Origin of the sequence: Blastococcus xanthinilyticus (genome assembly GCF_008124835.1) — a bacterium.
GTDB classification, from domain to species: domain Bacteria; phylum Actinomycetota; class Actinomycetes; order Mycobacteriales; family Geodermatophilaceae; genus Blastococcus; species Blastococcus xanthinilyticus.
The window spans coordinates 227937-249550 of record NZ_VNHW01000002.1 but is presented as its reverse complement, the minus strand read 5'-3'; the positions used below and the strand labels follow the sequence as shown (position 1 = coordinate 249550).

Below are 21614 nucleotides of genomic sequence, written 5' to 3'. Positions count from 1 at the left end.
CCCTAGGGTCGTGGTGGCGGGTGCCCCGACCCGGCCCGTGCGAGAGGTGCGGCATGACGCAGCGCGAACAGCCCCCGACCGGCGCCACGGCGCCGGTCTACTCCGACCGGCCGGTGGCCTTCCGCGGCCCGGAGAGCCTGGGCGGGTTGCTGCTCATCCTCGCCGGGATCGCCGCCGCCATCAGCCTGCTGCCGGAGTGGCTGCGCGACCGCGACGCCAGCGGCTGGACGCTGGTGCGCGACGAGTTCGAGGACTTCGGCAGCATGTTCGAGGCCGGCGGCTGGCGCCCGCTCGCCGTCGTCCTCGGCGGCGGCGTGCTGCTGGTGCTGGGCATCCTGCTGTGGCTGCCCGCGCGCACCCACCGCTTCCTGGGGCTCGTCGCGCTGGTGGTCAGCGGGATCGTCACCGCCGCCGTGCTGGCCCTGCTGGCCGACGCCGGCTGGGACGTCGCGGGCGTCGCGCCCGGGTTCTGGTGCGCCGTCGCCGTCGCCGCCCTCGGGCTGCTCGGCTCGCTCAAGGCGCTGCTCACCGGGCCGCGGTACCCGCGCTAGTCGCCGACCAGGGCGCCGTGGGAGCGGGTGAACTGCACGGCCTGCGCCAGGTCCAGGCGGACGCCGGTGAGGTCGAACGCCCGCCAGTTGACCTCGTCGGTCGAGGCGCCGCGCAGGTCGGTGCCCCGCAGCTTGGCGCCCTGCAGCCGCGCGCGGTCCAGGTCGGCGCCGGTGAGGTCGCACTCGCGCAGGTCGGCGTCGGTGAGGTCGGCGTCGCGGAACCGCTGCCCGGACAGGTCGAGCCCGGACAGGTCCGCCCCCCGCAGCGCGGCGTAGCTCCAGTCGCAGTCCGTCGCCGTCATCGGCCGCAGCTGCGCGCCCGGGAACTGCGAGCCGGTGAGCTTGCAGCCCGCCCAGGTGACGTCGATGAGCCGGGCCCGGTCGAAGCGGCAGGAGAGGAACGCCGAGCCCAGGTGCCGGGCGCCGGCCATCCGCACGCCGGTGAGCACGCACTGGTCGAACACGCAGCGCCGGGTGACCAGCTCCTCCAGCCCAGCGTCGTCGAACCGGCAGCGGGTGAAGGTGACCCCGTCGAGCTCGGCCCCCCACCAGTCGACCCGCGCGAAGTCCTCGTCCTCCACCACGGCGCCGGCCTCCGGCGGCCCGACGTGCGGCCGGGTGCTGATCACCGTGCCGCCGCTCAGTGGGCGAAGTGGCGGGTGCCGGTCAGGTACAGCGGCACGCCGGCCGCCGCGGCCGCGGCGACGACCTCCTCGTCGCGCACCGATCCCCCGGGCTGCACGACCGCACGCACCCCGGCGTCGAGGAGCACCTGCAGCCCGTCGGCGAACGGGAAGAACGCGTCGGAGGCGGCGACCGCCCCGGCGGCCCGCTCGCCCGCCCGGGCCACGGCCAGGCGCGCGGAGTCGACCCGGTTGACCTGGCCCATGCCGACGCCGACGGTGGCCCGGTCGTGCGCCAGCAGGATCGCGTTGCTCTTCACCGCGCGCACCGCCCGCCAGGCGAAGACGAGGTCGTCGAGGCCGGCGGCGTCCAGCGGCTCACCGGTGGCCAGCCGCCAGGTGGTCGGGTCGTCGCCCGCGGCGTCGATGCGGTCGCGGGTCTGCAGCAGCAGCCCGCCGCTGATCGGGCGGAGCTCGGGGCCGGCGTCGGGCAGGTGCGGCAGCCGGAGCAGCCGGATGTTCTTCTTGCCGGTCAGCACCCGCACCGCGTCGTCGGTGAACGACGGGGCGACCAGCACCTCGGTGAAGACCTCCGCCACCTGCTCGGCCATCGTGAGGTCGACCTCGCGGTTGGCGGCGATGACCCCGCCGAACGCCGACACCGGGTCGCAGGCGTGCGCCTTGCGGTGCGCCGCGGCGATGTCGGCGCCGACGGCGATGCCGCAGGGGTTGGCGTGCTTGATGATCGCCACGCACGCCTCGTCGTGGTCGTGGGCGGCCCGCCAGGCGGCGTCGGTGTCGACGTAGTTGTTGTAGGACATCTCCTTGCCGTGCAGCTGCTCGGCGTGCGCGAGCCCGGGCCGCTCGGCGCGGTACAGCGCCGCCGCCTGGTGCGGGTTCTCGCCGTAGCGCAGCACGTCCGCGCGCTCCCAGCTGCCGCCCACCCACGCCGGGAAGTCCGTCGTCCCCTCGGGGGCGAGCACGCTGCCCATCCACGACGCGACGGCGATGTCGTAGCTCGCGGTGTGCCGGAAGGCGGCGGCCGCGAGCCCCTGCCGCTCGGCGAGGGTGAACCCGCCGGCGGTCACCGCGGCGAGGACGTCGCCGTAGCGCGCCGGGTCGACGACGACGGCGACCGACGGGTGGTTCTTCGCCGCCGCCCGCACCATCGCCGGCCCGCCGATGTCGATCTGCTCGACGCACTCGTCGGTGCTGGCCCCGGAGGCCACCGTCTCGGTGAACGGGTACAGGTTGACGACCACGAGGTCGAAGGCCGCGATGCCGAGCTCCTCGAGCTGGGCGACGTGCGCAGGGAGGCGCCGGTCGGCGAGGATGCCGGCGTGCACGGCCGGGTGCAGCGTCTTGACCCGCCCGTCCAGGCACTCGGGGAACCCGGTGACCTGCTCGACCGGCGTGACGGGGATCCCGGCGTCGGCGATGCGGCGGGCGGTGGCGCCGGTGCTCACCAGCTCGACCCCGGCGGCGGCCAGCCCACGGGCCAGCTCCTCGATCCCGGTCTTGTCGTAGACCCCCAGCAGGGCACGGCGGATGGGGCTGCGGTCGCTCATCAGGGGCTCTTCCTGCTCTGGGACGGGCTGGTCGGGGGGTCGGTGACGAGCTGCGCCACCGTCCCCACCAGGAGCTCGCGCTCCACGGTCTTGATGCGTTCGTGCAGGCTCGTCTCGTCGTCCCCGGGGCGGACGGGCACCTCGCGCTGGGCCAGGACCGGCCCGGTGTCGACCCCGGCGTCGACCAGGTGCACGGTGGACCCGGTGACCTGCGCGCCGGCGGCGAGCGCGTCGCGCACCGCGTGGGCACCGGGGAACGCCGGCAGCAGCGCCGGGTGGGTGTTGATCAGCCGGCCCCCGAACGCCGCGAGGACGGCGGGGCCGACGATCTTCATGAAACCGGCCGAGACGACCAGATCGGGCGCGAAGCCGGCGATCCGGGCGGCGAGCGCACGGTCCCACGCGGCCCGGTCCGGGGAGTCGCCGAGGGCGCAGACGAAGGTCGGCACCCCGCGCCGGCGGGCGTGCTCGAGGCCGGCGGCGTCCCGGTCGGCGCCCACGGCCACCACGGTGGCCGGGTAGGCCGGGTCGTCGGTCGCGTCGAGGAGGGCGGCGCACAGCGATCCGGTGCCGGAGAGGAGGACGACGAGCCTGGCCCGGTGCGAGGGCTCGTCGGCTGGCACGCCCCCGACCCTATAAGGACCCCGTCGCCCGCCCGCCCCGCAGGCTCGGCGCGGACCTCTCGACGGGACCGTGGTCAGCCCCGGGCCCGCCAGCGGGTCACCGCCGCCGCCAGGGCCGCGGCGATGCCGGCCTGCGCGGCGAACGCGATGCCGGTGGCCACCGGTGGCGCGCCGACCTGCGCGAGCGCACCGTCGCCCAGCGAGCCGCCGGCGGTCCACGCCAGCACGCCCGCGGCCAGCCCGAGGAGGGAGCCGGCGAGCAGCCCGGCGAGGCCGGCCACCACCGATCCGCCGGAGCCCGGCGCGAGGCGGCGGGCCAGTGTCGTCCCGGCCACGAGCCCGGCCACGGCGGGGACCGCCTGGGAGACGAACGCGACCAGCGGCACCGCCTGGGTGTCCGGCAGCCCGGCCAGCAGCGGCAGGGCCGGCACGGATCCGAGGGTCACGCCGTGGACGGAGACGAGCGTGCCGCTGCCCACGGAGAAGCCGGGGCCGGCCGCCAGCCCCAGGACGGCGGCGGCCGCGTTCGGCAGGAGGAGGACGCCGAGGCCCAGCAGCCCGACCGCGCCCGCGCCGGCGCCGCCGAGCGACCCCGACAGCGCCGCGTAGCCGGCGGCGTCGCTGGCCACCGCGACGGCGACGACGACGAACGCCAGGGCGAGCGCGGCGAGGAGGCCGGCGAGCACACCGAGGGACACCGGTCGGACGACCTCCGGCAGCCGGTCCAGGGCGGTGTCCACCAGCCCCGACTCACGGCCCGCTCCCCAGGCCACCGCGAGCAGCGCCAGGCCGCTCGGGACCAGCACCGTGCGCAGCCAGCCGATCCCGGCCGCCTCGTCGCCGACGGCCAGCGCGAGCAGCCAGGTGAGCGCCAGGTGCGTGGCGACGACCGCCCCGGCCGCGCGGAGCACGCGCCCCCCTCCGGCGTCGTCGTCGAGCACCCGGACGGCCACCCGGCCGGCCCAGACCAGGCCGCGGGCCACCAGCAGCGTCAGCAGCAGCGGCGCGAGCACCAGCGGGCCGGACGGCAACCGCAGCTCGGCGCCCTGCGCGAGCAACCACAGCTGCCCGGCGAGCCGGCCGGACGCGCCGACCGACATGCCGCCGCCGGGGTCCAGCGTCTGGACGACGACGAGCGCGAGGCCCAGCCCGACCAGCCCGGCGACGGTGACGGCGGCCGCCGCTCCGACCGCGACGGGAGCGGACCGCACGGCTGCCCCGGCGTCCCGCCGGAGGGGCAGGCGTGCGAGCAGGGAGGCCACCCCTCCACTCTCGCAAGCGGCTCCGGCCCGTGGGCGCGCACCCGCCGGAGCCGCCCCCGGCGTGTCGGGCGCACCCGGCCGGGGTCAGGTGTCCGTGCGGGGACGCTCGCTCTCCGTAGCGCCCGGCGGGTCGGCCGGGGCGCCACCCCGACCCGCGGGCCCGCCCGGGCCGGGCCACCCCTGACCCTGCTGGCCGGCACCGTGCTGACCGGCACCGTGCTGACCGGCACCGTGCTGACCGGCACCGTGCTGACCGGCACCGTGCTGACCGGGGTGGGGCTGCCCGGGGTGAGGCTGCCCGTAGGCCGGCGGAGGCTGCGGTGACCACGGTGCAGCTCCCGGGGCTCCGTAGGGCTGCTGGCCCGGGTAGCCGTAGGGCTGTCCCGGCCCCGCCGCGCCCGGCCAGTAACCGGGCGGGGGCGGGCTGGGCCGCGCGGGACGGTCCCGGAGCTCCCGGCGCAGGGTGACGACGGCGATCGCGGTGATGCCCACCGCCGTCAGGAAGGCCAGCAGTGCCCAGAAGGAGAACGCGTAGCGCAGCGTGTCCAGCCAGGCGAACAGCGTCAGGACCAGCCCCAGGCCGGCGAGGCCCGTGGTCACCGACGAGCGCGGGAAGCTGGGGGTCGTCCGCACGAACGCGGGCAGCAGCGCCCACCCGGTGGCGAGCAGGAACAGGACGAACGCCGACACCACCGTGCCGTCGTCCAGGCCCTGGAAGGTCACGCCGAAGGTCGCGTCACCGAACCGCCACCACGGCAGCAGGCCCAGGAGCAGGAAGAGCAGGGTGCCCCCGGCCACGCCGAAGTCGCTGCGGGTGAGCCGCTTGGGGTCGAAGGAGAACTCGGCGCCACCGCCGGCCGGCCGCGGACGCGGCGGGCCGTAGGGCCCGCCGTACCCCGGGGGGCCGTAGGGCGGCTGGCCGTACTGCTGCCCGTACGGAGCCTGGCCGTACGGGGGCTGCCCGTACTGCGGCTGCCCGTACTGCGGCTGCCCGTACTGCGGCTGCCCGTACCCGGGCTGGCCGTAGGGCGGCTGGCCGTACTGCTGCCCGTAGGGCGGCTGGCCGTAGGCGCCCGGCCCGTACTGCGGCTGCCCGTACCCAGGCTGGCCGTAGGGCGGCTGGCCGTACTGCGGCGGCCCGTAGCCAGGGGGCGCGGTGTTCCCCGGCCGGCCGGCGCCCGGCTGCTGCGGCGACCCGGGTGGCTGCGACGCCCCGGCTGGCTGCGACGCCCCTGCGGATGGCTCCGGACCACCCTCGGGCGGCTGCGGGGGCTGGCTGGCGGTCACGGGGATCTCCTCGGAGAACGGGGCGGGTGCCCGACGATCGTCGCGGGTGGGGCTCCCGGGCCGCAACGGCGGGTCCTGCCCGGAGAGCACGACTGCCCGGTGACCACAGGCGTGGTCACCGGGCAGTGCGGAGGTGCGGGGAAGGAGAGCCCCTGCTCAGCCGCCGACGATCTCGCGCATGAGCTTCGCCGTCTCCGACGGGGTCTTGCCCACGCGCACACCGGCGGCCTCCAGGGCCTCCTTCTTCGCCTGGGCGGTGCCGGCCGAGCCGGACACGATCGCGCCGGCGTGGCCCATCGTCTTGCCCTCGGGGGCGGTGAAACCCGCGACGTAGCCGACGACCGGCTTGGTGACGTTGGCCTTGATGAAGTCGGCGGCGCGCTCCTCGGCGTCGCCACCGATCTCACCGATCATCACGATGGCCTCGGTCTCCGGGTCGTCCTGGAACGCCTGGAGCGCGTCGATGTGCGTGGTGCCGACGACCGGGTCGCCACCGATGCCGATCGCGGTGGAGAAACCGATGTCCCGCAGCTCGTACATCATCTGGTAGGTCAGCGTGCCCGACTTGCTGACCAGGCCGATCTTGCCCTGCTTCGTGATGGTGGCCGGGATGATGCCGACGTTGCTGCGCCCGGGGCTGATCAGGCCGGGGCAGTTCGGGCCGATCAGGCGCGTCGAGCCACCCTGGGCGTGCGCCCAGACGTAGGTCGAGTCGTGCACCGGGATGCCCTCGGTGATGGTGACGGCGAGCCCGATCTGGGCGTCGACGGCCTCGATCATGGCCGCCTTGGCGAACGGCGGCGGCACGAAGATCACGCTGACGTCGGCGCCGGTCTCCTTCATGGCGTCGGCGACGCTGCCGAAGACGGGCACGCTGGTGCCGTCGAAGTCGACGCTGGTGCCGGCCTTGCGGGGGTTGACGCCGCCGACGATCGCGGTGCCGGAGGCGAGCATGCGGGAGGTGTGCTTGCTGCCCTCGGAGCCGGTCATGCCCTGGACGATGACCTTGCTGTTCTCGTTGAGGAAGATCGACATTCTGGTGTCCTGTCGGGAGTCGGGGCGGCGATCAGGCGGCGAGTTCGGCGGCCCGGCGCGCGGCGCCGTCCATCGTGTCCTCGACGGTGACCAGCGGGTGGTTGGCGTCGGCGAGGATCTGCCGGCCCTCCTCCACGTTGTTGCCGTCGAGGCGGACCACCAGCGGCTTGGTGGCCTGGTCGCCGAGCTGCTTCAGGGCGGCGACGATGCCGTTGGCGACGGCGTCGCAGGAGGTGATCCCGCCGAAGACGTTGACGAAGACGCTCTTCACCGCAGGGTCGGAGAGGATGATCTCCAGGCCGTTGGCCATGATCTCGGCGGAGGCGCCGCCACCGATGTCGAGGAAGTTCGCCGGGCGCACGCCGCCGAACTCCTCGCCGGCGTAGGCGACGACGTCCAGGGTGCTCATGACCAGGCCGGCACCGTTGCCGATGATCCCGACCTCGCCCTCGAGCTTGACGTAGTTGAGGTCCTTCTCCTTGGCGCGCGCCTCGAGCGGGTCGGCCGCGGCGGCGTCCTCGAGGGCGGTGTGCTCGGCGTGCCGGAAGCCGGCGTTCTCGTCGAGGGTCACCTTGGCGTCGAGGGCCAGGACGGTGCCGTCCGGAGCCTTGGCCAGCGGGTTGACCTCCACCAGCGTGGCGTCCTCCTTGGCGAAGACGTCCCAGAGCTGGACGGCGATGGCGATGACCTGGTCGCGGACCTCGGGGGCGAACCCGGCGGCGTCCACGATCTCGGCGGCCTTCGCCGTGTCCACGCCGACGCTGGCGTCGATCGGGATGCGCGCCAGCGCCTCGGGGCGCTCGACGGCGAGCTGCTCGATCTCCACGCCGCCCTCGACGCTGGCCATGGCCAGGAAGGTGCGGTTGGAGCGGTCCAGCAGGTAGGAGAAGTAGTACTCCTCGGCGATGTCGCTGGCCTGGGCGACCATCACGCGCTGCGTGATGTGGCCCTTGATGTCCAGCCCGAGGATGTCCTGGGCGCGCGCCTTGGCGTCGTCGGGGTTGTCGGCGAGCTTCACACCGCCCGCCTTGCCGCGGCCGCCGGTCTTCACCTGGGCCTTGACGACGACGGTCTGCCCGATCTCGCGGGCGATCGCCTCCGCCTGCTCGGGCGTCTCGGCGACGCCACCGGGGAGCACGGGGACACCGTGCGAGGCCAACAGGTCACGGGCCTGGTACTCGAAGAGATCCACGAAAAGGCACCGTAGCCCGCTCGTCGGCACACCGCTGCCCCGGGCGCTCACCGCAGGCGTCGGTCGTGGGCCGCATCACAGCCCGACTCACCCCTCGGCGGCAGGAACCGGGGGCTACGCCTCCGCCGACTCGCCCACGTGCGCGCGCACCCAGTCGACGATGTCGGTCGTCGTGGCGCCGGGGGTGAAGACGCCGGCGACGCCGATCCGCCGGAGCTCCGGTACGTCCTCCTCGGGAATGATCCCGCCGCCGAAGACCACGACGTCGTCGACGCCCCGCTCGCGCAGCAGCTCGGTGAGGCGGGTGAACAGCGTCATGTGCGCCCCGGAGAGCACCGACAGCCCGACGGCGTCGGCATCCTCCTGCACCACCGTCTCGACGATCTGCTCCGGCGTCTGGTGGAGGCCGGTGTAGACGACCTCCATACCGGCGTCCCGCAGCGCCCGCGCGACCACCTTCGCCCCGCGGTCGTGCCCGTCGAGCCCCGGCTTGGCGATGACCACCCTGATGCGTTCGTCCACCACGGACCGAAGCTTAGGAGTGCGGCGGCCCGGAAGTGGCACCGGTCACGTCGCCGACCTCCGCGCCCGCCAGGCGGCGGCGGTCAGACCGAGCAGCGCCAGGCCCACGAGGACCAGCCCCATGCCCGGCACGGTCCAGTCCAGGTCGTCGGAGACGACGGCGTCCCGCAGGCCGCCCAGCCCGGCGCCGAACACGGTCACGGCGACCGCCAGGAGCCCGCCCACCGCGCCGAGCCGCGGCCGCAGGGACGGCGCGACGACCGAGCACAGCAGCAGCGCGCCGGCCAGCAGGAGGCCGCCCAGGAGCGCCAGCCCGGGCCGCTCCAGGAGCGCCTGCGGCCCCTCCCGCGTCACCACGGTCTGCAGCCCCGTCGCCGGGTCGGTCCGGAGCTCGTCGGGGACGTCGGCGGCGGGGAGCGCGAGGCACAGCGCGGCGGCCACCCCGAGCAGGACGGCGGTGCCGGCCAGCAGCGAGCGCACCGGGTCGAGCGCGCCGCGGTCCTCCATCACCGTCCGGCCCCAGGCGGCCATCCCCACTCCGCCGGCCAGCACCGCAAGACCGAGCGCGACGACGCCGAGCACCCAGCCGGCGCCGATCTGCACGCCGCTGGTCAGCACCCGCTCACCGGCCAGCACCTCCACGCCCGGCCGGGAGGTCGAGCTGCTCCCCCGGTAGATCTCGATGAGCAGCTGGCCGACGGCGAGCGCGCCGGTCACGGCGGCGTAGGCCAGCCCGAACTTGGGCACCGCCCGGCGCAGCAGGGTGGCGCCCACGGCCACGTGGACGGCCGGCACCAGCAGGGCCACCAGCGCGCTCCAGACGCCACGCGCCAGGCGCAGCTCCTCCCCGCCGACGACGAGGTAGGTCGGCACGACCGCCGCGGCGCCGAACACGCCGGCCAGGACCAGCAGCGCGCCGCAGACGGGCACCAGGGCCGGCACGGTACCGATGACCACGCGGTCGCTCCCGACCTCCGGCGTCGGCCGCGGAGCCGCCGGGACGGTGGTGCGGCGGGCGGTGGCCCGGGCTCGGTCGGTCCCGGCTCGGACGTCGCGGGCTGGCACCGCTCTCCCTTCGGCAGCGTGGTCACGAACAGGACTCGATCAGCGGCGGATCGGTGACGTTTCTGTGACGACCAACACACCTCGGCATTACCGTCGGGTTAACGGAGCACACACCGGACCAACGCACCGGCGGATCGACCCGAACCCGAGGTCCCGCTGGACGGATCCAGACGGGGAGACGGCCATGCGCCGATCGAGCGAGCTCGACTCTGCTCCAGGGTTGCACACCGACGCCCGGCCCGAGGCCACGCCACGAGGGCTGCGCGCGCTCTGCTCCCCCGCCACCCTCACCGGCAGCCTGACCGAGCTGGCATGGGTCGGGGCCCACGCCCTGCTGTACCCGCTGGGCACCCGCACGGAGGCGCTGCGCCCGGACGCCGGCTCCCGCCGCGGCGCGCAGCCCGCCGCCGTCCGCGCCCTCTTCGCCGCCGACCCGCTGGCCGCCCAGGTGCCGGTCGTGCTCGTGCACGGACTGATCGACAACCGCTCCGTCTTCGCGGTGATGCGCCGCAGCCTGCGCCGCCGGGGCTTCGCCTCCGTCTGCTCGTGGAACTACAGCCCGTTCCTGCGCGACGTCGCCCAGGGCGCGGCCGACCTGGGCCGGCACCTGGACCGGGTCCGCGAGCAGACCGGGCACGACCGGGTGCACGTCGTGGGGCACAGCCTGGGTGGCCTGCTCGCCCGCTACCACGTGCAGCGGCAGGGGGGCGACCGGCGGGTGGACTCGCTGGTCACCCTCGGCACACCGCACCGGGGGTCGCTCCTCGCCCACATCGGGCCCACGCCGCTCATCCGCCAGCTGCGCCCCGGGTCGCCGGTGCTGCGGGAGCTGGACGAGCCGGCGCGGAACTGCCGGACCCGCATCACCGCGGTGTACAGCGACCTGGACCAGGTGGTCCTGCCGACGACGGCCGGACGCTGCGACCACCCCGACCTCGCGGCCCGGAACGTGCTCGTGCGCGGGGTGGGGCACATGTCCCTGCCGATCCACCGGGGCGTCCTCGACGAGGTGGCCACCACCCTGGCCGGGGTGCGGGACGGCACGGCCGCACGGCACCTGGCCGCCGTCGCCTGAGGGCGCGCCCCGCGGCCGGCCGGGTCGACACGTCGCCGTGACGACGTGCCGCCATCGCGACACGCACGGTTCGGTGCTTGGTCGAGTCCTGACGCATCGTTACGGTCCGATCACGGCGCCGGTGCACACCGGCGGGCATCGCTCCGGAGCTGCCCCCGCCGTCGTCGCTCCCCCGACGGACGCCTCCCGGCGCTCGCCGGCCAGGTTTCTCGGGAAGGCTCGCCGTGTCTCTCAGCAATGCGCAGGTGCTGGAGAAGCCGGCGCCGCGCGTCGCCCGCGTGCCCCGCCCCCGGAACCCCGTCGAGGCCACCGCGGCCCCGGCGCCCGACGCCGGCCCGGCGCCCGACGCACCGGCGTCCGCGCGGCGCCTGCCGCACCCCCCCGGCCGGCGTGCGCACCTCTGGCTCGCCGCGCTCGTCGCCGGCGCCGTCCTCGCCGGCATCCCCGCCGTCACCGGCGAGAAGCCGGTCATCTCCGCTACCGCCTCCGACTACGGCCTCGGGGAGAGCACCGAGGTGAGCTTCGCCGGTGGCCTCGAGGACGCCGACGCCCGCCGGGGCATCAGCGAGGCCGAGGCGCAGGCCCGGCTCAACGAGCTCGCCGCCTCCCGCGCCGCCCGCCAGCCCAAGACCGTCGTGCCCACGCAGGGCACGCTGACCACCTGCTTCTGCCGGCGCTGGGGAACCATGCACTACGGCCTGGACCTCGCCGCCCCGCTCGGGACGCCCATCGTCGCCGCCGCGGACGGCGTGGTCGTGCGCGCCGGCCGGGCATCCGGCTACGGCAACGCCGTCTACATCCAGGACGCCGACGGCAACGTGCACATCTACGGGCACATGCGCTACTTCAGCGTCTCCGAGGGCGATCTCGTGACCGCCGGCGACCAGATCGCCAAGGTCGGCAACGAGGGCCAGTCCACCGGCCCGCACCTGCACTACGAGATCCACCGCGGCGGCATGGACGGCCGGCCGATCGACCCGGCCAAGTGGCTGGCGGAGCGCGGCGCCAGTATTTGATTGATCGGGCTCCGCCCAATCGATCGCGGCCACGTGCCGTGCCCCACTGGCATTGAGCTCTTCCCGCCCACTCGTCGGGGACCCCTCCGGGGCCCCGCTCCTCACGGGGCGCCTCGCAGGGCGTGACCGCGTTGCGATACGCGGCTTCCAGCCGTCCCCCACGCCCCTGCCGCGGCATCCTGACCTGCGGGGAGGGACCCTCCGGGCCCCGTCCCCGCAGGTCAGAGCTTGACCAGGGGGGCGTAGCGGAGGACGAGGCGCTTGGTGCCGCCGGAGCCGAAGTCGACCGTCGCCTGGGCCTTGTCGCCCACGCCGGTCAGCTCCACGACCGTGCCCAGGCCGAAGGCGTCGTGGCTCACCCGGTCACCGATCTCCACGGAGATCACCTGCCGGTTGCCGGCGCCGCCGCGCAGGCCGCCGGTGGCCAGCCCGGTGGCGGCGACCCGCGACTGCGCCGACGAGTACCCGGTGGACGGGGCCGGGGCCGGGTCGGTGCGCTCCCAGTGGATGGTCTCCGCCGGGATCTCGTCGAGGAACCGCGACGGTGGGTTGTACGCCGGCTGCCCCCAGCTGGTGCGCACCGTGGCGCGGGAGATGAACAGCCGCTGCCGGGCGCGGGTGATGCCGACGTAGGCCAGCCGGCGCTCCTCCTCCAGCTCGCGCGGATCGCCCAGCGCGCGCAGGTGGGGGAAGACGCCGTCCTCCAGCCCGGTGAGGAAGACGACCGGGAACTCCAGGCCCTTGGCGGTGTGCAGGGTCATCAGCGTGACCACCCCGGCGTCGTCGCCGGTGACCGGGATCTGGTCGGCGTCGGCCACCAGCGACACCTGCTCGAGGAAGTCGGTCACCGAGCCGCCGGGGTTGGCCGCCTCGAACTCCGCGGCCACCGAGATGAGCTCGTTGAGGTTGTCGACCCGCCCCTCGTCCTGCGGATCGGTGCTGGCCTGCAGCTCGGCCAGATACCCGGTGCGGTCGAGGATGCTCTCCAGCAGCGCCGCCGGACCCGAACCGGTCTCGACCAGCTGCTCGAACTCCTCCAGGAGGGCCACGAACTCCTGCAGCGCCTTCAGCGACCGGGTCGCGAGCTCGCCGATCTCGGCGCACCGGCGCAGCGCGCTGCCGAACGCGATCCGCTCCCGGTCGGCGAACCGCTCGACGCACGACTCGGCCTTGTCACCGATGCCGCGCTTGGGGACGTTGATGATCCGGCGCAGGCTCACCACGTCGGCCGGGTTGGCCACGAGCTTCAGGTAGGCCAGCGCGTCGCGGACCTCCTTGCGCTCGTAGAAGCGGACGCCGCCGACGACCTTGTACGGCATGCCGACGCGGATGAAGACCTCTTCGAAGACCCGCGAGGCGTTGTTGGTGCGGTAGAAGACCGCGATGTCCGCAGGTCTGACCGCGCCCTCGTCGACCAGCGCGTCGATCTGCTCGGCGACCCAGGCCGCCTCGTCGTGCTCGTTGTCGGCGACGTAGCCCTCGATCAGCTCGCCGTCGCCGGAGTCGGTCCACAGGTTCTTGGGACGGCGGCCGGTGTTCCGCTCGATCACCTGGTTGGCAGCCCGGAGGATCCGCTGCGTCGAGCGGTAGTTCTGCTCGAGCAGGATCGTGGTGGCCTGCGGGTAGTCGCGCTCGAACTCGTCGATGTTGCGGATCGTCGCGCCGCGGAAGGCGTAGATCGACTGGTCGGCGTCACCGACGACGCACAGCTCCGCCTGGGGCACCGGGCCCGCGCCGGTGCCGGTCAGCTCGCGCACCAGCATGTACTGGGCGTGGTTGGTGTCCTGGTACTCGTCGACGAGCACGTGCCGGAACCGGCGGCGGTAGTGCTCGGCGACGTCGGGGAACGCCTGCAGCAGGTGGACCGTCGTCATGATCAGATCGTCGAAGTCCATGGCGTGCGCCTCGCGCAGCCGCCGCTGGTAGAGCGTGTACGCCTCCTTGAGCACCTTCTCCGGCGGCGTCTGCGGCGTGAACGCCTCCTCGTCGACCAGTTCGTTCTTGAGGTTCGACACCTGGTTGGCCAGGCTGCGCCCGGGAAAGCGCTTGGCGTCCAGGTCGAGGTCGCGGGCGACCATGGTCATCAGCCGGATCGAGTCGCCCTGGTCGTAGATGGTGAACGACGACTTCATGCCGAGCTTGGCCGCCTCGGCCCGCAGGATGCGCACGCACATCGAGTGGAACGTCGACACCCACATCGCCCGCGCGCGCGGCCCCACGAGGGCGGCCACCCGCTCCTTCATCTCGCCGGCGGCCTTGTTCGTGAAGGTGATCGCCAGGATCTCCCCCGGCTGCACGCCACGGGCGCCCAGCAGGTAGGCGATCCGGTGGGTGAGCACCCGCGTCTTGCCCGACCCGGCGCCGGCGACGATGAGCAGCGGGCTGCCCTCGTGGACGACGGCGTCCCGCTGGGGGCCGTTCAGCCCGGCGAGCATCCGGTCCAGCTCCCGGCCGACCGAGCCGGGAGCGGAGCGCGGCAGGGCGGCGGTACCGGGGAGGGACTGCTGGAGGCTGCTGCTCATGAGGACATCACTGTAAGCCGGACGGGTGACGCTCCCGGCGGCCCCGGGACCGGCCGGACGACCCGCCGGGAGGCGCGGAACCGACCCGCTGTGGCAGACTTCTCCCGTGCTCGCCACGGTCAGCTTTTTCTACGGTCACCGGGATCCGGTGTCCGTCACCGCTGGCTGAGCACACGCCGCAACAGACGCCCCGGGCCCGAGCAGCCCGGGGCGTTTTCCGTTTCGGGGGTCTCGGACCGGACACCCCGGAAGGACTCCGATGAGCACCCTCACCACCTCCCCCGCCGGCCCGGTCGCGCCCGAGGACCCTGCCGCCCGGATCGGCGAGCTGCGCGGCGCGATCGACGCCTGCGACGCCGAGATCATCGAGCTCGTGCGGCGCCGGCTGCAGATCTCCCAGGAGATCGGCGCCCTGCGCTCGGCCTCCGGCGGCACCCGCCTCTCGCTCTCCCGGGAGCAGCAGGTGCTCGCCCGCTTCCGGACCGAGCTCGGCCCCGACGGGGCCGCGCTCGGGATGATGCTGCTGCGCCAGGGCCGCGGCCGGCTCTAGCGGCCGGCGGGACCGTCAGGGACCGGCGCGCCAGACCTGCGAGTCCTCGTCCCCCATCGCCGCCACCTCGAACACCCGGCCCGGGCAGGCCGCGTTCGCCTCGTCGGCCAGCGTCATCCCCAGGTCGAGGGCCGCGTCGAGGTCCGGCGCGGTGCACTCGGTGGCCACCCGCAGCACCGCGCGGTCGGGCTCGCGCCAGACCCGCAGCTCGGGGTCGTCGGGCCGGAGCACCGCACGGAGTGAGTCGATCGCGGCGTCGTCCAGGGGCGCCGACGAGCGCAGCGCCAGGGAGAGGGTGAAGGCGGGCACCTCCCGAGTCTGCGCGACTCCTCTCCAGGGTCCACGGCCGGCCCGTGTCACACCTGCGGGGGCTGCGTCGTCCCCATGGTCGAACTCCGACCACCGAGAGGAACCGACCATGGCCCGCATCCCGCTCGACCCGCCCCGCTCCACCTTCGTCCGGCTCGCCGAGTGGTACTCCCGCCGTCGCTTCGGCGCCGTCCTGGACCCGGGCGCCGCGATGCTCCACAACGGACGGGTGCTGCGCAGCTACGTACGGCACGAGACGTCGCTGGCCCGGTGGAACCGGCTCGACCCGACGCTGAAGTCGCTGGCCGTGATGGCGTCGGCCGCCACGATCGGCTGCTCCTGGTGCCTGGACTTCGGCTACTGGGAGTCCGCCGGGCGCGGGATCGACCCCCGGAAGCTGCGCGAGGTGCCCCGGTGGCGCGAGAGCGACGCGTACTCCGACCTCGAGCGGCAGGTGATGGCCTACGCCGAGGCGATGACGACGACCCCCCTGCAGGTCACCGACGAGATGGTGGCCGGGCTGCGCCGGCACCTCGACGACGCGCAGCTCGTCGAGCTGACGATGATGATCTCCGTGGAGAACTCGCGGTCCCGCTTCAACAGCGCGCTCGGCCTGACCAGCCAGGGCTTCCGGGACCGCTGCGAGCTCCCGGCGTGACCGGTGCCCTCGCCCCGTTCGACCACCACCGCGGGCTGCTGTTCTCCGTGGCCTACCAGATGCTGGGCAGCGTCGCCGACGCCGAGGACGTCGTGCAGGACACCTGGCTGCGCTGGTCGGCGGCCGACCGGGGCGAGGTCGCCGACGCGCGCGCCTACCTGGTGCGGATCGCCACCCACCTCGCCCTGGACCGGCTCGGCTCGGCCCGGGCGCGCCGGGAGAGCTACGTCGGGCCGTGGCTGCCCGAGCCACTGCTGACCGGCACCGACCCGGTGGCCACGGCGCCCCCGCCGGCGGACCCGGTCGCGGCGGCCGAGGTGGGTGAGCAGGTCTCGCTGGCCGTGCTCGTGGTGCTGGAGACGCTCTCCCCCGCCGAGCGGGCCGTGTTCGTGCTCCGCGAGGTCTTCGGGCTCCCGCTGGCCGAGGTGGCCACCACGCTGGGGCGCACCGAGCCGGCCGTTCGGCAGATGGCCCACCGGGCGCGCGAGCACGTGCAGGCCCGCCGGCCCCGCTTCGACACCGACCGGCGGGCCCAGCGGGAGGTCACCGATCGGTTCTTCGCCGCGTGCGCCGGGGGCGACGTCGCGGAGCTGCTGGCCGTGCTCGCCCCGGACGTCGTCCTCGTGAGCGACGGCGGCGGCAAGGCGAGGGCGGCGCTGCGGCCGATCGCCGGCGCGGACAAGGTCGCGAGGTTCGTGGTGGCGGTCGCCGCCCAGGGCCTGGAGCTCGCGGACCTGCGCATCGAGGTGGCCGAGGTCAACGGCGGGCCGGGGATCGTGGCCTGGACCGGCGGAGAGCCGCTGCTGGCCATGTCGCTCGTCGTCGTCGACGGGCGCATCGAGCAGGTGCTCCTCGTGCGCAACCCGGAGAAGCTCGCCGGTCTCCGGCACACCTCCTAGGCTCCGGCGCGTGATGCCGCTCCCCACTACCCCCGCCGCGCACGTCGAGCGGGCGCTGTGCGTCCTCGCCCACCCCGACGACGTCGACTTCGGCAGCGCCGGCACGGTCGCCACCTGGACCGACGCCGGCACCGAGGTCACCTACCTGATCGTCACCGACGGGGACGCCGGCGGGTTCGACGAGACCCCGCGCGAGCAGATGGGGCCCATGCGCCGCGCCGAGCAGACGGCGGCGGCGAAGGCGGTGGGCGTGACCGACGTCCGCTTCCTCGGCTACCCCGACGGCCGGCTCGAGCTCACCCTGGACCTGCGCCGGGACATCAGCCGGGTGATCCGGCAGGTGCGCCCGCAGCGGGTGCTCACCAGCTCCCCCGAGCGGTTCTGGGAGCGGATCGGCGCGAGCCACCCCGACCACATAACCGTCGGCGAGTCGACGCTGCGCGCGGTGTACCCCGACGCCCGGAACCCGTTCGCCTTCCCGGAGCTGCTGGCCGACGAGGGGCTGGACGCCTGGACGGTGGCGGAGGTGTGGCTGGGCGCCAGCCCGCGGGCCGACCACGCCGTCGACGTCACCGACGTGGTGGAGCGCAAGTTCGCCGCACTCCTGAGCCACGTGACCCAGGTGAGCCACCAGCCGGAGGACCGGCTCCGGGAGTTCGTCACCGCCTGGATGCGGCAGAACGCCCGCACGCACGGCCTGCCCGAGGGCCGGCTGGCCGAGACCTTCCACGTGGTGCACACCGCCTGAGGCGACGACGTCCGCGGAGGCGATGAGTTCCGCGCCGCCGGCCGGTCAGGTCCCCGTGGACGATGGCAGGGAGCGGGCGGAGCGGATCGCGGCCGCGGTGACCGGGGCGGTCGCCGCCGGGCAGGTCCCGGGCGCCGCGTGGTGGGTCGGCGTGCACGGCGAGGTGGTCTCCCGGGGCGCGGCGGGCGGGCACGTGCCCGGCACCGACGACGCCGTGCGGCCGGACACCGTCTTCCGCATCGCCTCCACCACCAAGCCGGTCGTCGCGGCGGCGGCCATGGCTCTGGTGGACGAGGGCGCCCTCGCCCTCGACGAGCCCGTCGACGCGCTCCTCCCCGAGCTCGCCGACCCACGGGTGCTCGCCGACCCCGCCGATCCGGAGGCGGGCACGGTGCCGGCCGAGCGGCCGATCACCGTCCGCGACGTCCTCACCTTCCGGCTGGGGACCGGCCTGGACTTCACCGCCCCCTGGCCGTCCCCGACGCTGGCCGCGCTCGCCGCGGCCGGGCTGCCCGTGGGCCCCCCGGCGCCCCAGGCCGCACCCGGGCCGGACGAGTGGATGCGCCGGCTGGGCACGGTGCCGCTGGCCGCCCAGCCCGGCAGCCGCTGGCTCTACCACGTGGGGGCGAGCGTGCTCGGCGTCCTGGTGTCGCGCGCCGCCGGGCGGCCGCTGCCCGCGGTCCTCGCCGAACGGGTCCTCCGGCCGGCGGGGATGGGCAGCACCGGCTTCGGGGTGCCGGCGTCGGCACGGGACCGGCTCGGCCCGCACTGGACACCGCCGGGGCCCGACGGCGCCCGCGAGGTCTACGACCCGGCCGACGGCCAGTGGGCGTCGGCGCCCGCCTTCCCCGACGCCGGTGACGGCCTGGTCTCCACGGTCGACGATCTCGCCGCGTTCGCCCGCGTGCTGCGGTCCGGCGGGTGCGCGGCGGACGGCACCCGGGTGCTGGGCGAGGCGGCCGTACGCGCCATGACGACCGAGCAGGTCGGCCCGGTCGACGACGAGGGGGGCGGCTGGGGCCTGGGCCTCGGCGTCCGCCGCACCGACGAGCCGGGTGGCCGGCACGCCGGCTCCTACGGCTGGGACGGCGGGCTGGGCAGCACCTGGTGGACCGATCCGGTCACCGGCACGACGGCCGTCCTGCTGACCAACCAGATGTGGGCCTCCCCGGAACCACCACCGCTGTTCGCCGCCTTCCGGCGCGCCGCCTTCGGCCAGGAGGAGGCGACGGCCGGCGGAACCAGTTCGTAACACGGAGTCCCGCCGGCGCCACGCGGACGCAACACCCGGCCCGTAGAACTCCCCCGACGCCCACCGACGGCACCGGGAGACCACCGTGACCACGACCGCGCACGACCAGACCACCCCCGACCCGCAGGAGGCCGCCGAGCGCCTCGAGCGCGGGATCGGCCGCCGCGGGTTCGTGCAGGCCGCCCTGGCCACCGGAGCGCTCCTCGCCGCGGGGGCGGCGACGGCGGGCCCGGCGGTCGCCGCGCCGAAGACCCGGCTGCCCCGCGAGGTGCTCCAGCCCGGCAAGGGCCCGATCGACGGCCAGGTGTACCTGCCCTCCCGGCCCGACGAGGTGCTGTGGGGCTACCTGCCCCGCACCGGCGACGCCCCGGTGGCGCGGGTGCGCTCGGGCGGCACGATCACCATCGACACCGTCAGCCACGAGGGGATCCTCGAGGACCAGGGGCGCGACCCGGCGGCCTGGTTCGGCAGCTTGGGGGTGCCCCGGGAGCAGGTGCTCGACGACGCCGTCGCCATCGCGGCGGAGTACGCCCGCCACCCGCGCAGCTTCGACGCCGACGGACCGCACGTGGTCACCGGCCCGGTGCACGTGGAGGGCGCGCGCCCCGGCGACGTCCTCAAGATCGAGCTGCTGACGGCGCTGCCGCGGGTGCCGTACGGCGTCGTCTCCAGCCGGCACGGCAAGGGCGCGCTGGCGGCCGGGTTCGCCGGCGCACCCGGCGACATCACCGCCGCCGAGGTCATGCCCACCACGCCCGACGGGCGCAGCACCGGCGACCCGCTCAAGTACGGCAACGTCTCCCTCTTCACCCCGCTGGCGGTCCGCGGCGGTGCGGTGCGGGCGTCCCTGCCCCGCGGGTCCAGGGGCACGGTCTCCTGGCCGGTGGACCCCTTCGCCGGCCTCATGGCGGTCGCGACCGTCGGCGACGCGCCGGCCCTGAACGACCCGCTGGTCAACTCGATCCCGCCCACGGTGGGCGGCGGCAACATCGACGTGAACCTGCTGGGTGTCGGGTCGGCGTTCTACGTGCCGGTCGTGGCTCCAGGCGCGCTGTTCTCGGTCGGCGACCCGCACATGTCGATGGGCAGCGGCGAGGTCGCGCTCACCGCGCTGGAGGGGTCGCTGCGGCTCACCTTCCGGCTGAGCGTCTGCCGCAAGGGCAGCTCCGACGCCCCCTCGGTGGCGTTCCGCTACCCGTTCGGCGAGACGCCGGAGTCGTGGCTGCCGATCGGGATGTCCGACCCCGACGGTGCCCGGAACGGCCAGCTCAGCGACCTCGACATCGCCAACCGGCGCGCCGTCGTCAACGCCCTGGACTTCCTCCAGAACGACCTGGGCATGGACCGCGCCGTCGCCTACGCCTACCTGTCGGCCGCCGTCGACTTCGAGGTCTCCCAGGTCGTCGACCGCACCGTCGGCGTCCACGGGGTCATCCCGAAGAGCCACTTCCGCTGACGGTGCGGGCCCGGCCGGTGCCCGCACCGGCCGGGCTCACCCGGCGCCCAGCACCAGCAGGGTGCCGCCGAAGACGAGGCCGGTGATCAGGCAGGTGATCGCGGTGAACCCGAAGATGTCGCGGACGCCGAGGCCGGCCACTGCCAGCAGCGGCAGGGCCCAGAACGGCTGGATCATGTTCGTCCACTGGTCGCCGTAGGCGATCGCCATGGTGATGACGGCGGGATCGACGCCGAGGGAGTCGGCGGCGTCGAGGAAGATCGGCGCCTGGACGGCGAACTGGCCGCCGCCGCTGGGCACGAACAGGTTGAGCAGGCCGGCCGAGAGGAAGGCGAGCAACCCGAGGGTCCCGGGGCTGGCGACGTCGGAGAACCACCCGCTGAGCTGCGCCGCCAGCCCGGAGGCGGTCATCATCCCGATGATCCCGGCGTAGAGCGGGTACTGGAGCAGCACCTCGCCGACCGTGCGGACCGCACCGCCGACGAGCTCGGCCAGCTCCGCCGGGCTGCGCACGATCAGCAGGATGGCGGCGAGGAACGACCAGTTGACGATGTCGAGGGTCAGGTCGAAGCCCTCCTGCGCGAAGTAGACCGCGAGGTAGACCAGCAGGGCGACGCCGGGGACGAGGGTGACCAGGCGCGAGGCCTCCATCCGCTCGGCCGGGGTGCCCGGGGTGGTCAGCGCGATGTCGGGCTCCTCGGTCCCCATCCGCTCGGGCAGCTCGACGATGCGGTCCGTGCCCTTGGGTGCCAGCAGCACCACCGTGCCGACGATCGCCGCGACGGCGACGAGGATCGCGATGAGGTTCCACGGCGAGTAGACCGTCTCGCTGATCGGGATGGTGCGGCCGATCGCCTCCTCCACGAAGCTGCCCGGGGTCGCCGCGGCCAGCGGCCCGGTGGCGCTGTAGCCCATGTGCCAGACGGCGAAGCCGGAGTAGGCGCTGGCGACCAGCAGCGGGTAGTGCAGCTGCGTGCCGCGGCGACGGGCCGCCCGGCCCACCTCCAGGGCGATGACCCCGCCGACCACCAGCCCGAGGCCGAAGCTGATCAGGGAGGCGACGGCGGACACGAAGGCGACGAACGCGTAGGCCGCCCGGGGGCTCTTGGGCACGTCGGCGATCCGGGTCAGCCCCGCCTTGACCGGCTTGGTCAGCGCCAGCGTGTAGCCGAGCAGGAGAACCAGGGCCACCTGCGTCATGAAGGCCAGCAGCCCGGCCAGGCCGTCGCCCCAGGCGCGCACCAGCTCGACCGGGCCGATGTCCCCGAACACCAGCGCCAGGACGGCGACGATGACGGTCAGGACGACCGCGAAGACGAATGCTCCCGGCAGGTACCTCTCCACGCCGGCGACCAGCGGACGCGCGAGCGTGCGCAGCATGGCGGGCTCCTTCCCCCGGGC

At 74.8% G+C, this 21614-nt stretch carries 21 protein-coding genes; 10 read left to right on the top strand and 11 right to left on the bottom strand.

The features are described 5' to 3' along the window. Positions 1–53: 53 nt before the first annotated feature. Positions 54–551: a hypothetical protein gene (locus BD833_RS04120; RefSeq protein ID WP_166531852.1), complete on the top strand. Its 498-nt coding sequence runs from the start codon at positions 54–56 to the stop codon at positions 549–551. On the opposite strand, the gene BD833_RS04115 is transcribed toward BD833_RS04120, so the two are convergent. The 4 genes from BD833_RS04115 to BD833_RS04100 form a co-directional block, all read right to left on the bottom strand. Next, entirely contained in the window at positions 548–1180 is a 633-nt protein-coding gene (locus BD833_RS04115; protein ID WP_166531851.1) for a pentapeptide repeat-containing protein, read from the bottom strand. The genes BD833_RS04120 and BD833_RS04115 overlap by 4 nt on opposite strands. A gap of 11 nt (positions 1181–1191) precedes the next feature. Further along, entirely contained in the window at positions 1192–2742 is a 1551-nt protein-coding gene (purH, locus tag BD833_RS04110; RefSeq protein ID WP_166531850.1) for a bifunctional phosphoribosylaminoimidazolecarboxamide formyltransferase/IMP cyclohydrolase, read from the bottom strand. After that, the gene (gene purN, locus BD833_RS04105) at positions 2742–3365 is read right to left on the bottom strand and encodes a phosphoribosylglycinamide formyltransferase (protein WP_166531849.1); all 624 of its coding nucleotides are present in this window, start codon (positions 3363–3365) and stop codon (positions 2742–2744) included. The genes purH and purN overlap by 1 nt, the downstream gene beginning before the upstream one ends. A gap of 74 nt (positions 3366–3439) precedes the next feature. Then, complete coding sequence (locus BD833_RS04100) at positions 3440–4627, bottom strand: cell division protein PerM (protein ID WP_166531848.1); 1188 nt, start codon at positions 4625–4627, stop codon at positions 3440–3442. A 201-nt stretch (positions 4628–4828) separates the two neighbouring features. On the opposite strand from BD833_RS04100, the gene BD833_RS23440 reads away from it, so the two are divergent. Next, a complete protein-coding gene (locus BD833_RS23440) occupies positions 4829–4951 on the top strand; it encodes a pentapeptide repeat-containing protein (protein WP_424945165.1) in 123 nt (40 codons plus the stop codon). A 1119-nt stretch (positions 4952–6070) separates the two neighbouring features. Here BD833_RS23440 and sucD read toward each other — a convergent pair. The 4 genes from sucD to BD833_RS04075 all read right to left on the bottom strand — a co-directional run bounded on the left by sucD (position 6071) and on the right by BD833_RS04075 (position 9620). Continuing rightward, entirely contained in the window at positions 6071–6949 is an 879-nt protein-coding gene (gene sucD, locus BD833_RS04090; RefSeq protein ID WP_166531847.1) for a succinate--CoA ligase subunit alpha, read from the bottom strand. 31 nt (positions 6950–6980) lie between these two features. Beyond that, on the bottom strand, positions 6981–8141 hold the full coding sequence (gene sucC / locus BD833_RS04085; protein WP_166531846.1) for an ADP-forming succinate--CoA ligase subunit beta: 1161 nt from the start codon (positions 8139–8141) through the stop codon (positions 6981–6983). Between the two features lie 114 nt (positions 8142–8255). Beyond that, a complete protein-coding gene (gene icmB, locus BD833_RS04080) occupies positions 8256–8666 on the bottom strand; it encodes a coenzyme B12-dependent isobutyryl CoA mutase small subunit (protein ID WP_208092319.1) in 411 nt (136 codons plus the stop codon). 42 nt (positions 8667–8708) lie between these two features. Then, positions 8709–9620, bottom strand: coding sequence for a hypothetical protein (locus BD833_RS04075; RefSeq protein ID WP_166531845.1), 912 nt, complete (start codon positions 9618–9620; stop codon positions 8709–8711). 292 nt (positions 9621–9912) lie between these two features. Between BD833_RS04075 and BD833_RS04070 the strand changes: the two genes are divergently transcribed. Continuing rightward, complete coding sequence (locus BD833_RS04070) at positions 9913–10803, top strand: esterase/lipase family protein (RefSeq protein ID WP_166531844.1); 891 nt, start codon at positions 9913–9915, stop codon at positions 10801–10803. A 224-nt stretch (positions 10804–11027) separates the two neighbouring features. Continuing rightward, a complete protein-coding gene (locus tag BD833_RS04065; RefSeq protein ID WP_243737432.1) occupies positions 11028–11819 on the top strand; it encodes a M23 family metallopeptidase in 792 nt (263 codons plus the stop codon). Positions 11820–12040: 221 nt separating this feature from the next. Here BD833_RS04065 and pcrA read toward each other — a convergent pair whose 3' ends face one another. Next, complete coding sequence (pcrA, locus tag BD833_RS04060; RefSeq protein WP_166531843.1) at positions 12041–14341, bottom strand: DNA helicase PcrA; 2301 nt, start codon at positions 14339–14341, stop codon at positions 12041–12043. A 259-nt stretch (positions 14342–14600) separates the two neighbouring features. Here pcrA and BD833_RS04055 point away from each other — a divergent pair, with 259 nt between their 5' ends. Next, the gene (locus BD833_RS04055) at positions 14601–14891 is read left to right on the top strand and encodes a chorismate mutase (RefSeq protein WP_166531842.1); all 291 of its coding nucleotides are present in this window, start codon (positions 14601–14603) and stop codon (positions 14889–14891) included. Positions 14892–14906: 15 nt separating this feature from the next. Here BD833_RS04055 and BD833_RS04050 read toward each other — a convergent pair whose 3' ends face one another. Beyond that, on the bottom strand, positions 14907–15200 hold the full coding sequence (locus BD833_RS04050; RefSeq protein ID WP_166531841.1) for a hypothetical protein: 294 nt from the start codon (positions 15198–15200) through the stop codon (positions 14907–14909). Positions 15201–15309: 109 nt separating this feature from the next. Here BD833_RS04050 and BD833_RS04045 point away from each other — a divergent pair, with 109 nt between their 5' ends. The 5 genes from BD833_RS04045 (at position 15310) to BD833_RS04025 (ending at position 20213) form a co-directional block, all read left to right on the top strand. Beyond that, positions 15310–15858, top strand: a complete 549-nt coding sequence (locus tag BD833_RS04045; RefSeq protein ID WP_166531840.1) for a carboxymuconolactone decarboxylase family protein — start codon at positions 15310–15312, stop codon at positions 15856–15858. Continuing rightward, the gene (gene sigJ, locus BD833_RS04040) at positions 15855–16757 is read left to right on the top strand and encodes an RNA polymerase sigma factor SigJ (protein ID WP_166531839.1); all 903 of its coding nucleotides are present in this window, start codon (positions 15855–15857) and stop codon (positions 16755–16757) included. Before BD833_RS04045 ends, sigJ begins: the two co-directional genes overlap by 4 nt. A gap of 13 nt (positions 16758–16770) precedes the next feature. Then, a complete protein-coding gene (locus BD833_RS04035) occupies positions 16771–17505 on the top strand; it encodes a PIG-L deacetylase family protein (protein ID WP_166531838.1) in 735 nt (244 codons plus the stop codon). Positions 17506–17560: 55 nt separating this feature from the next. Further along, positions 17561–18757 (top strand): serine hydrolase domain-containing protein, encoded by a 1197-nt coding sequence (locus tag BD833_RS04030; protein ID WP_166531837.1) that lies wholly within the window; start codon positions 17561–17563, stop codon positions 18755–18757. Positions 18758–18842: 85 nt separating this feature from the next. Then, entirely contained in the window at positions 18843–20213 is a 1371-nt protein-coding gene (locus BD833_RS04025; RefSeq protein WP_166531836.1) for an acetamidase/formamidase family protein, read from the top strand. 36 nt (positions 20214–20249) lie between these two features. Here the strand turns inward: BD833_RS04025 and BD833_RS04020 are convergent, their stop codons facing one another. Beyond that, positions 20250–21593, bottom strand: a complete 1344-nt coding sequence (locus BD833_RS04020) for a short-chain fatty acid transporter (protein WP_166531835.1) — start codon at positions 21591–21593, stop codon at positions 20250–20252. Between the last annotated feature and the right edge of the window lie 21 nt (positions 21594–21614).

What these genes read in the sequence shown, in the direction of transcription:
- BD833_RS04020 (WP_166531835.1), bottom strand. Translation starts at nt 21,593, where the DNA reads ATGCTGCGCACGCTCGCGCGTCCGCTGGTCGCCGGCGTGGAGAGGTAC.
- BD833_RS04070 (WP_166531844.1), top strand. Translation starts at nt 9,913, where the DNA reads ATGCGCCGATCGAGCGAGCTCGACTCTGCTCCAGGGTTGCACACCGAC.
- BD833_RS04045 (WP_166531840.1), top strand. Translation starts at nt 15,310, where the DNA reads ATGGCCCGCATCCCGCTCGACCCGCCCCGCTCCACCTTCGTCCGGCTC.
- pcrA (WP_166531843.1), bottom strand. Translation starts at nt 14,341, where the DNA reads ATGAGCAGCAGCCTCCAGCAGTCCCTCCCCGGTACCGCCGCCCTGCCG.
- BD833_RS04055 (WP_166531842.1), top strand. Translation starts at nt 14,601, where the DNA reads ATGAGCACCCTCACCACCTCCCCCGCCGGCCCGGTCGCGCCCGAGGAC.
- purH (WP_166531850.1), bottom strand. Translation starts at nt 2,742, where the DNA reads ATGAGCGACCGCAGCCCCATCCGCCGTGCCCTGCTGGGGGTCTACGAC.
- BD833_RS04035 (WP_166531838.1), top strand. Translation starts at nt 16,771, where the DNA reads ATGCCGCTCCCCACTACCCCCGCCGCGCACGTCGAGCGGGCGCTGTGC.
- sucD (WP_166531847.1), bottom strand. Translation starts at nt 6,949, where the DNA reads ATGTCGATCTTCCTCAACGAGAACAGCAAGGTCATCGTCCAGGGCATG.
- BD833_RS04120 (WP_166531852.1), top strand. Translation starts at nt 54, where the DNA reads ATGACGCAGCGCGAACAGCCCCCGACCGGCGCCACGGCGCCGGTCTAC.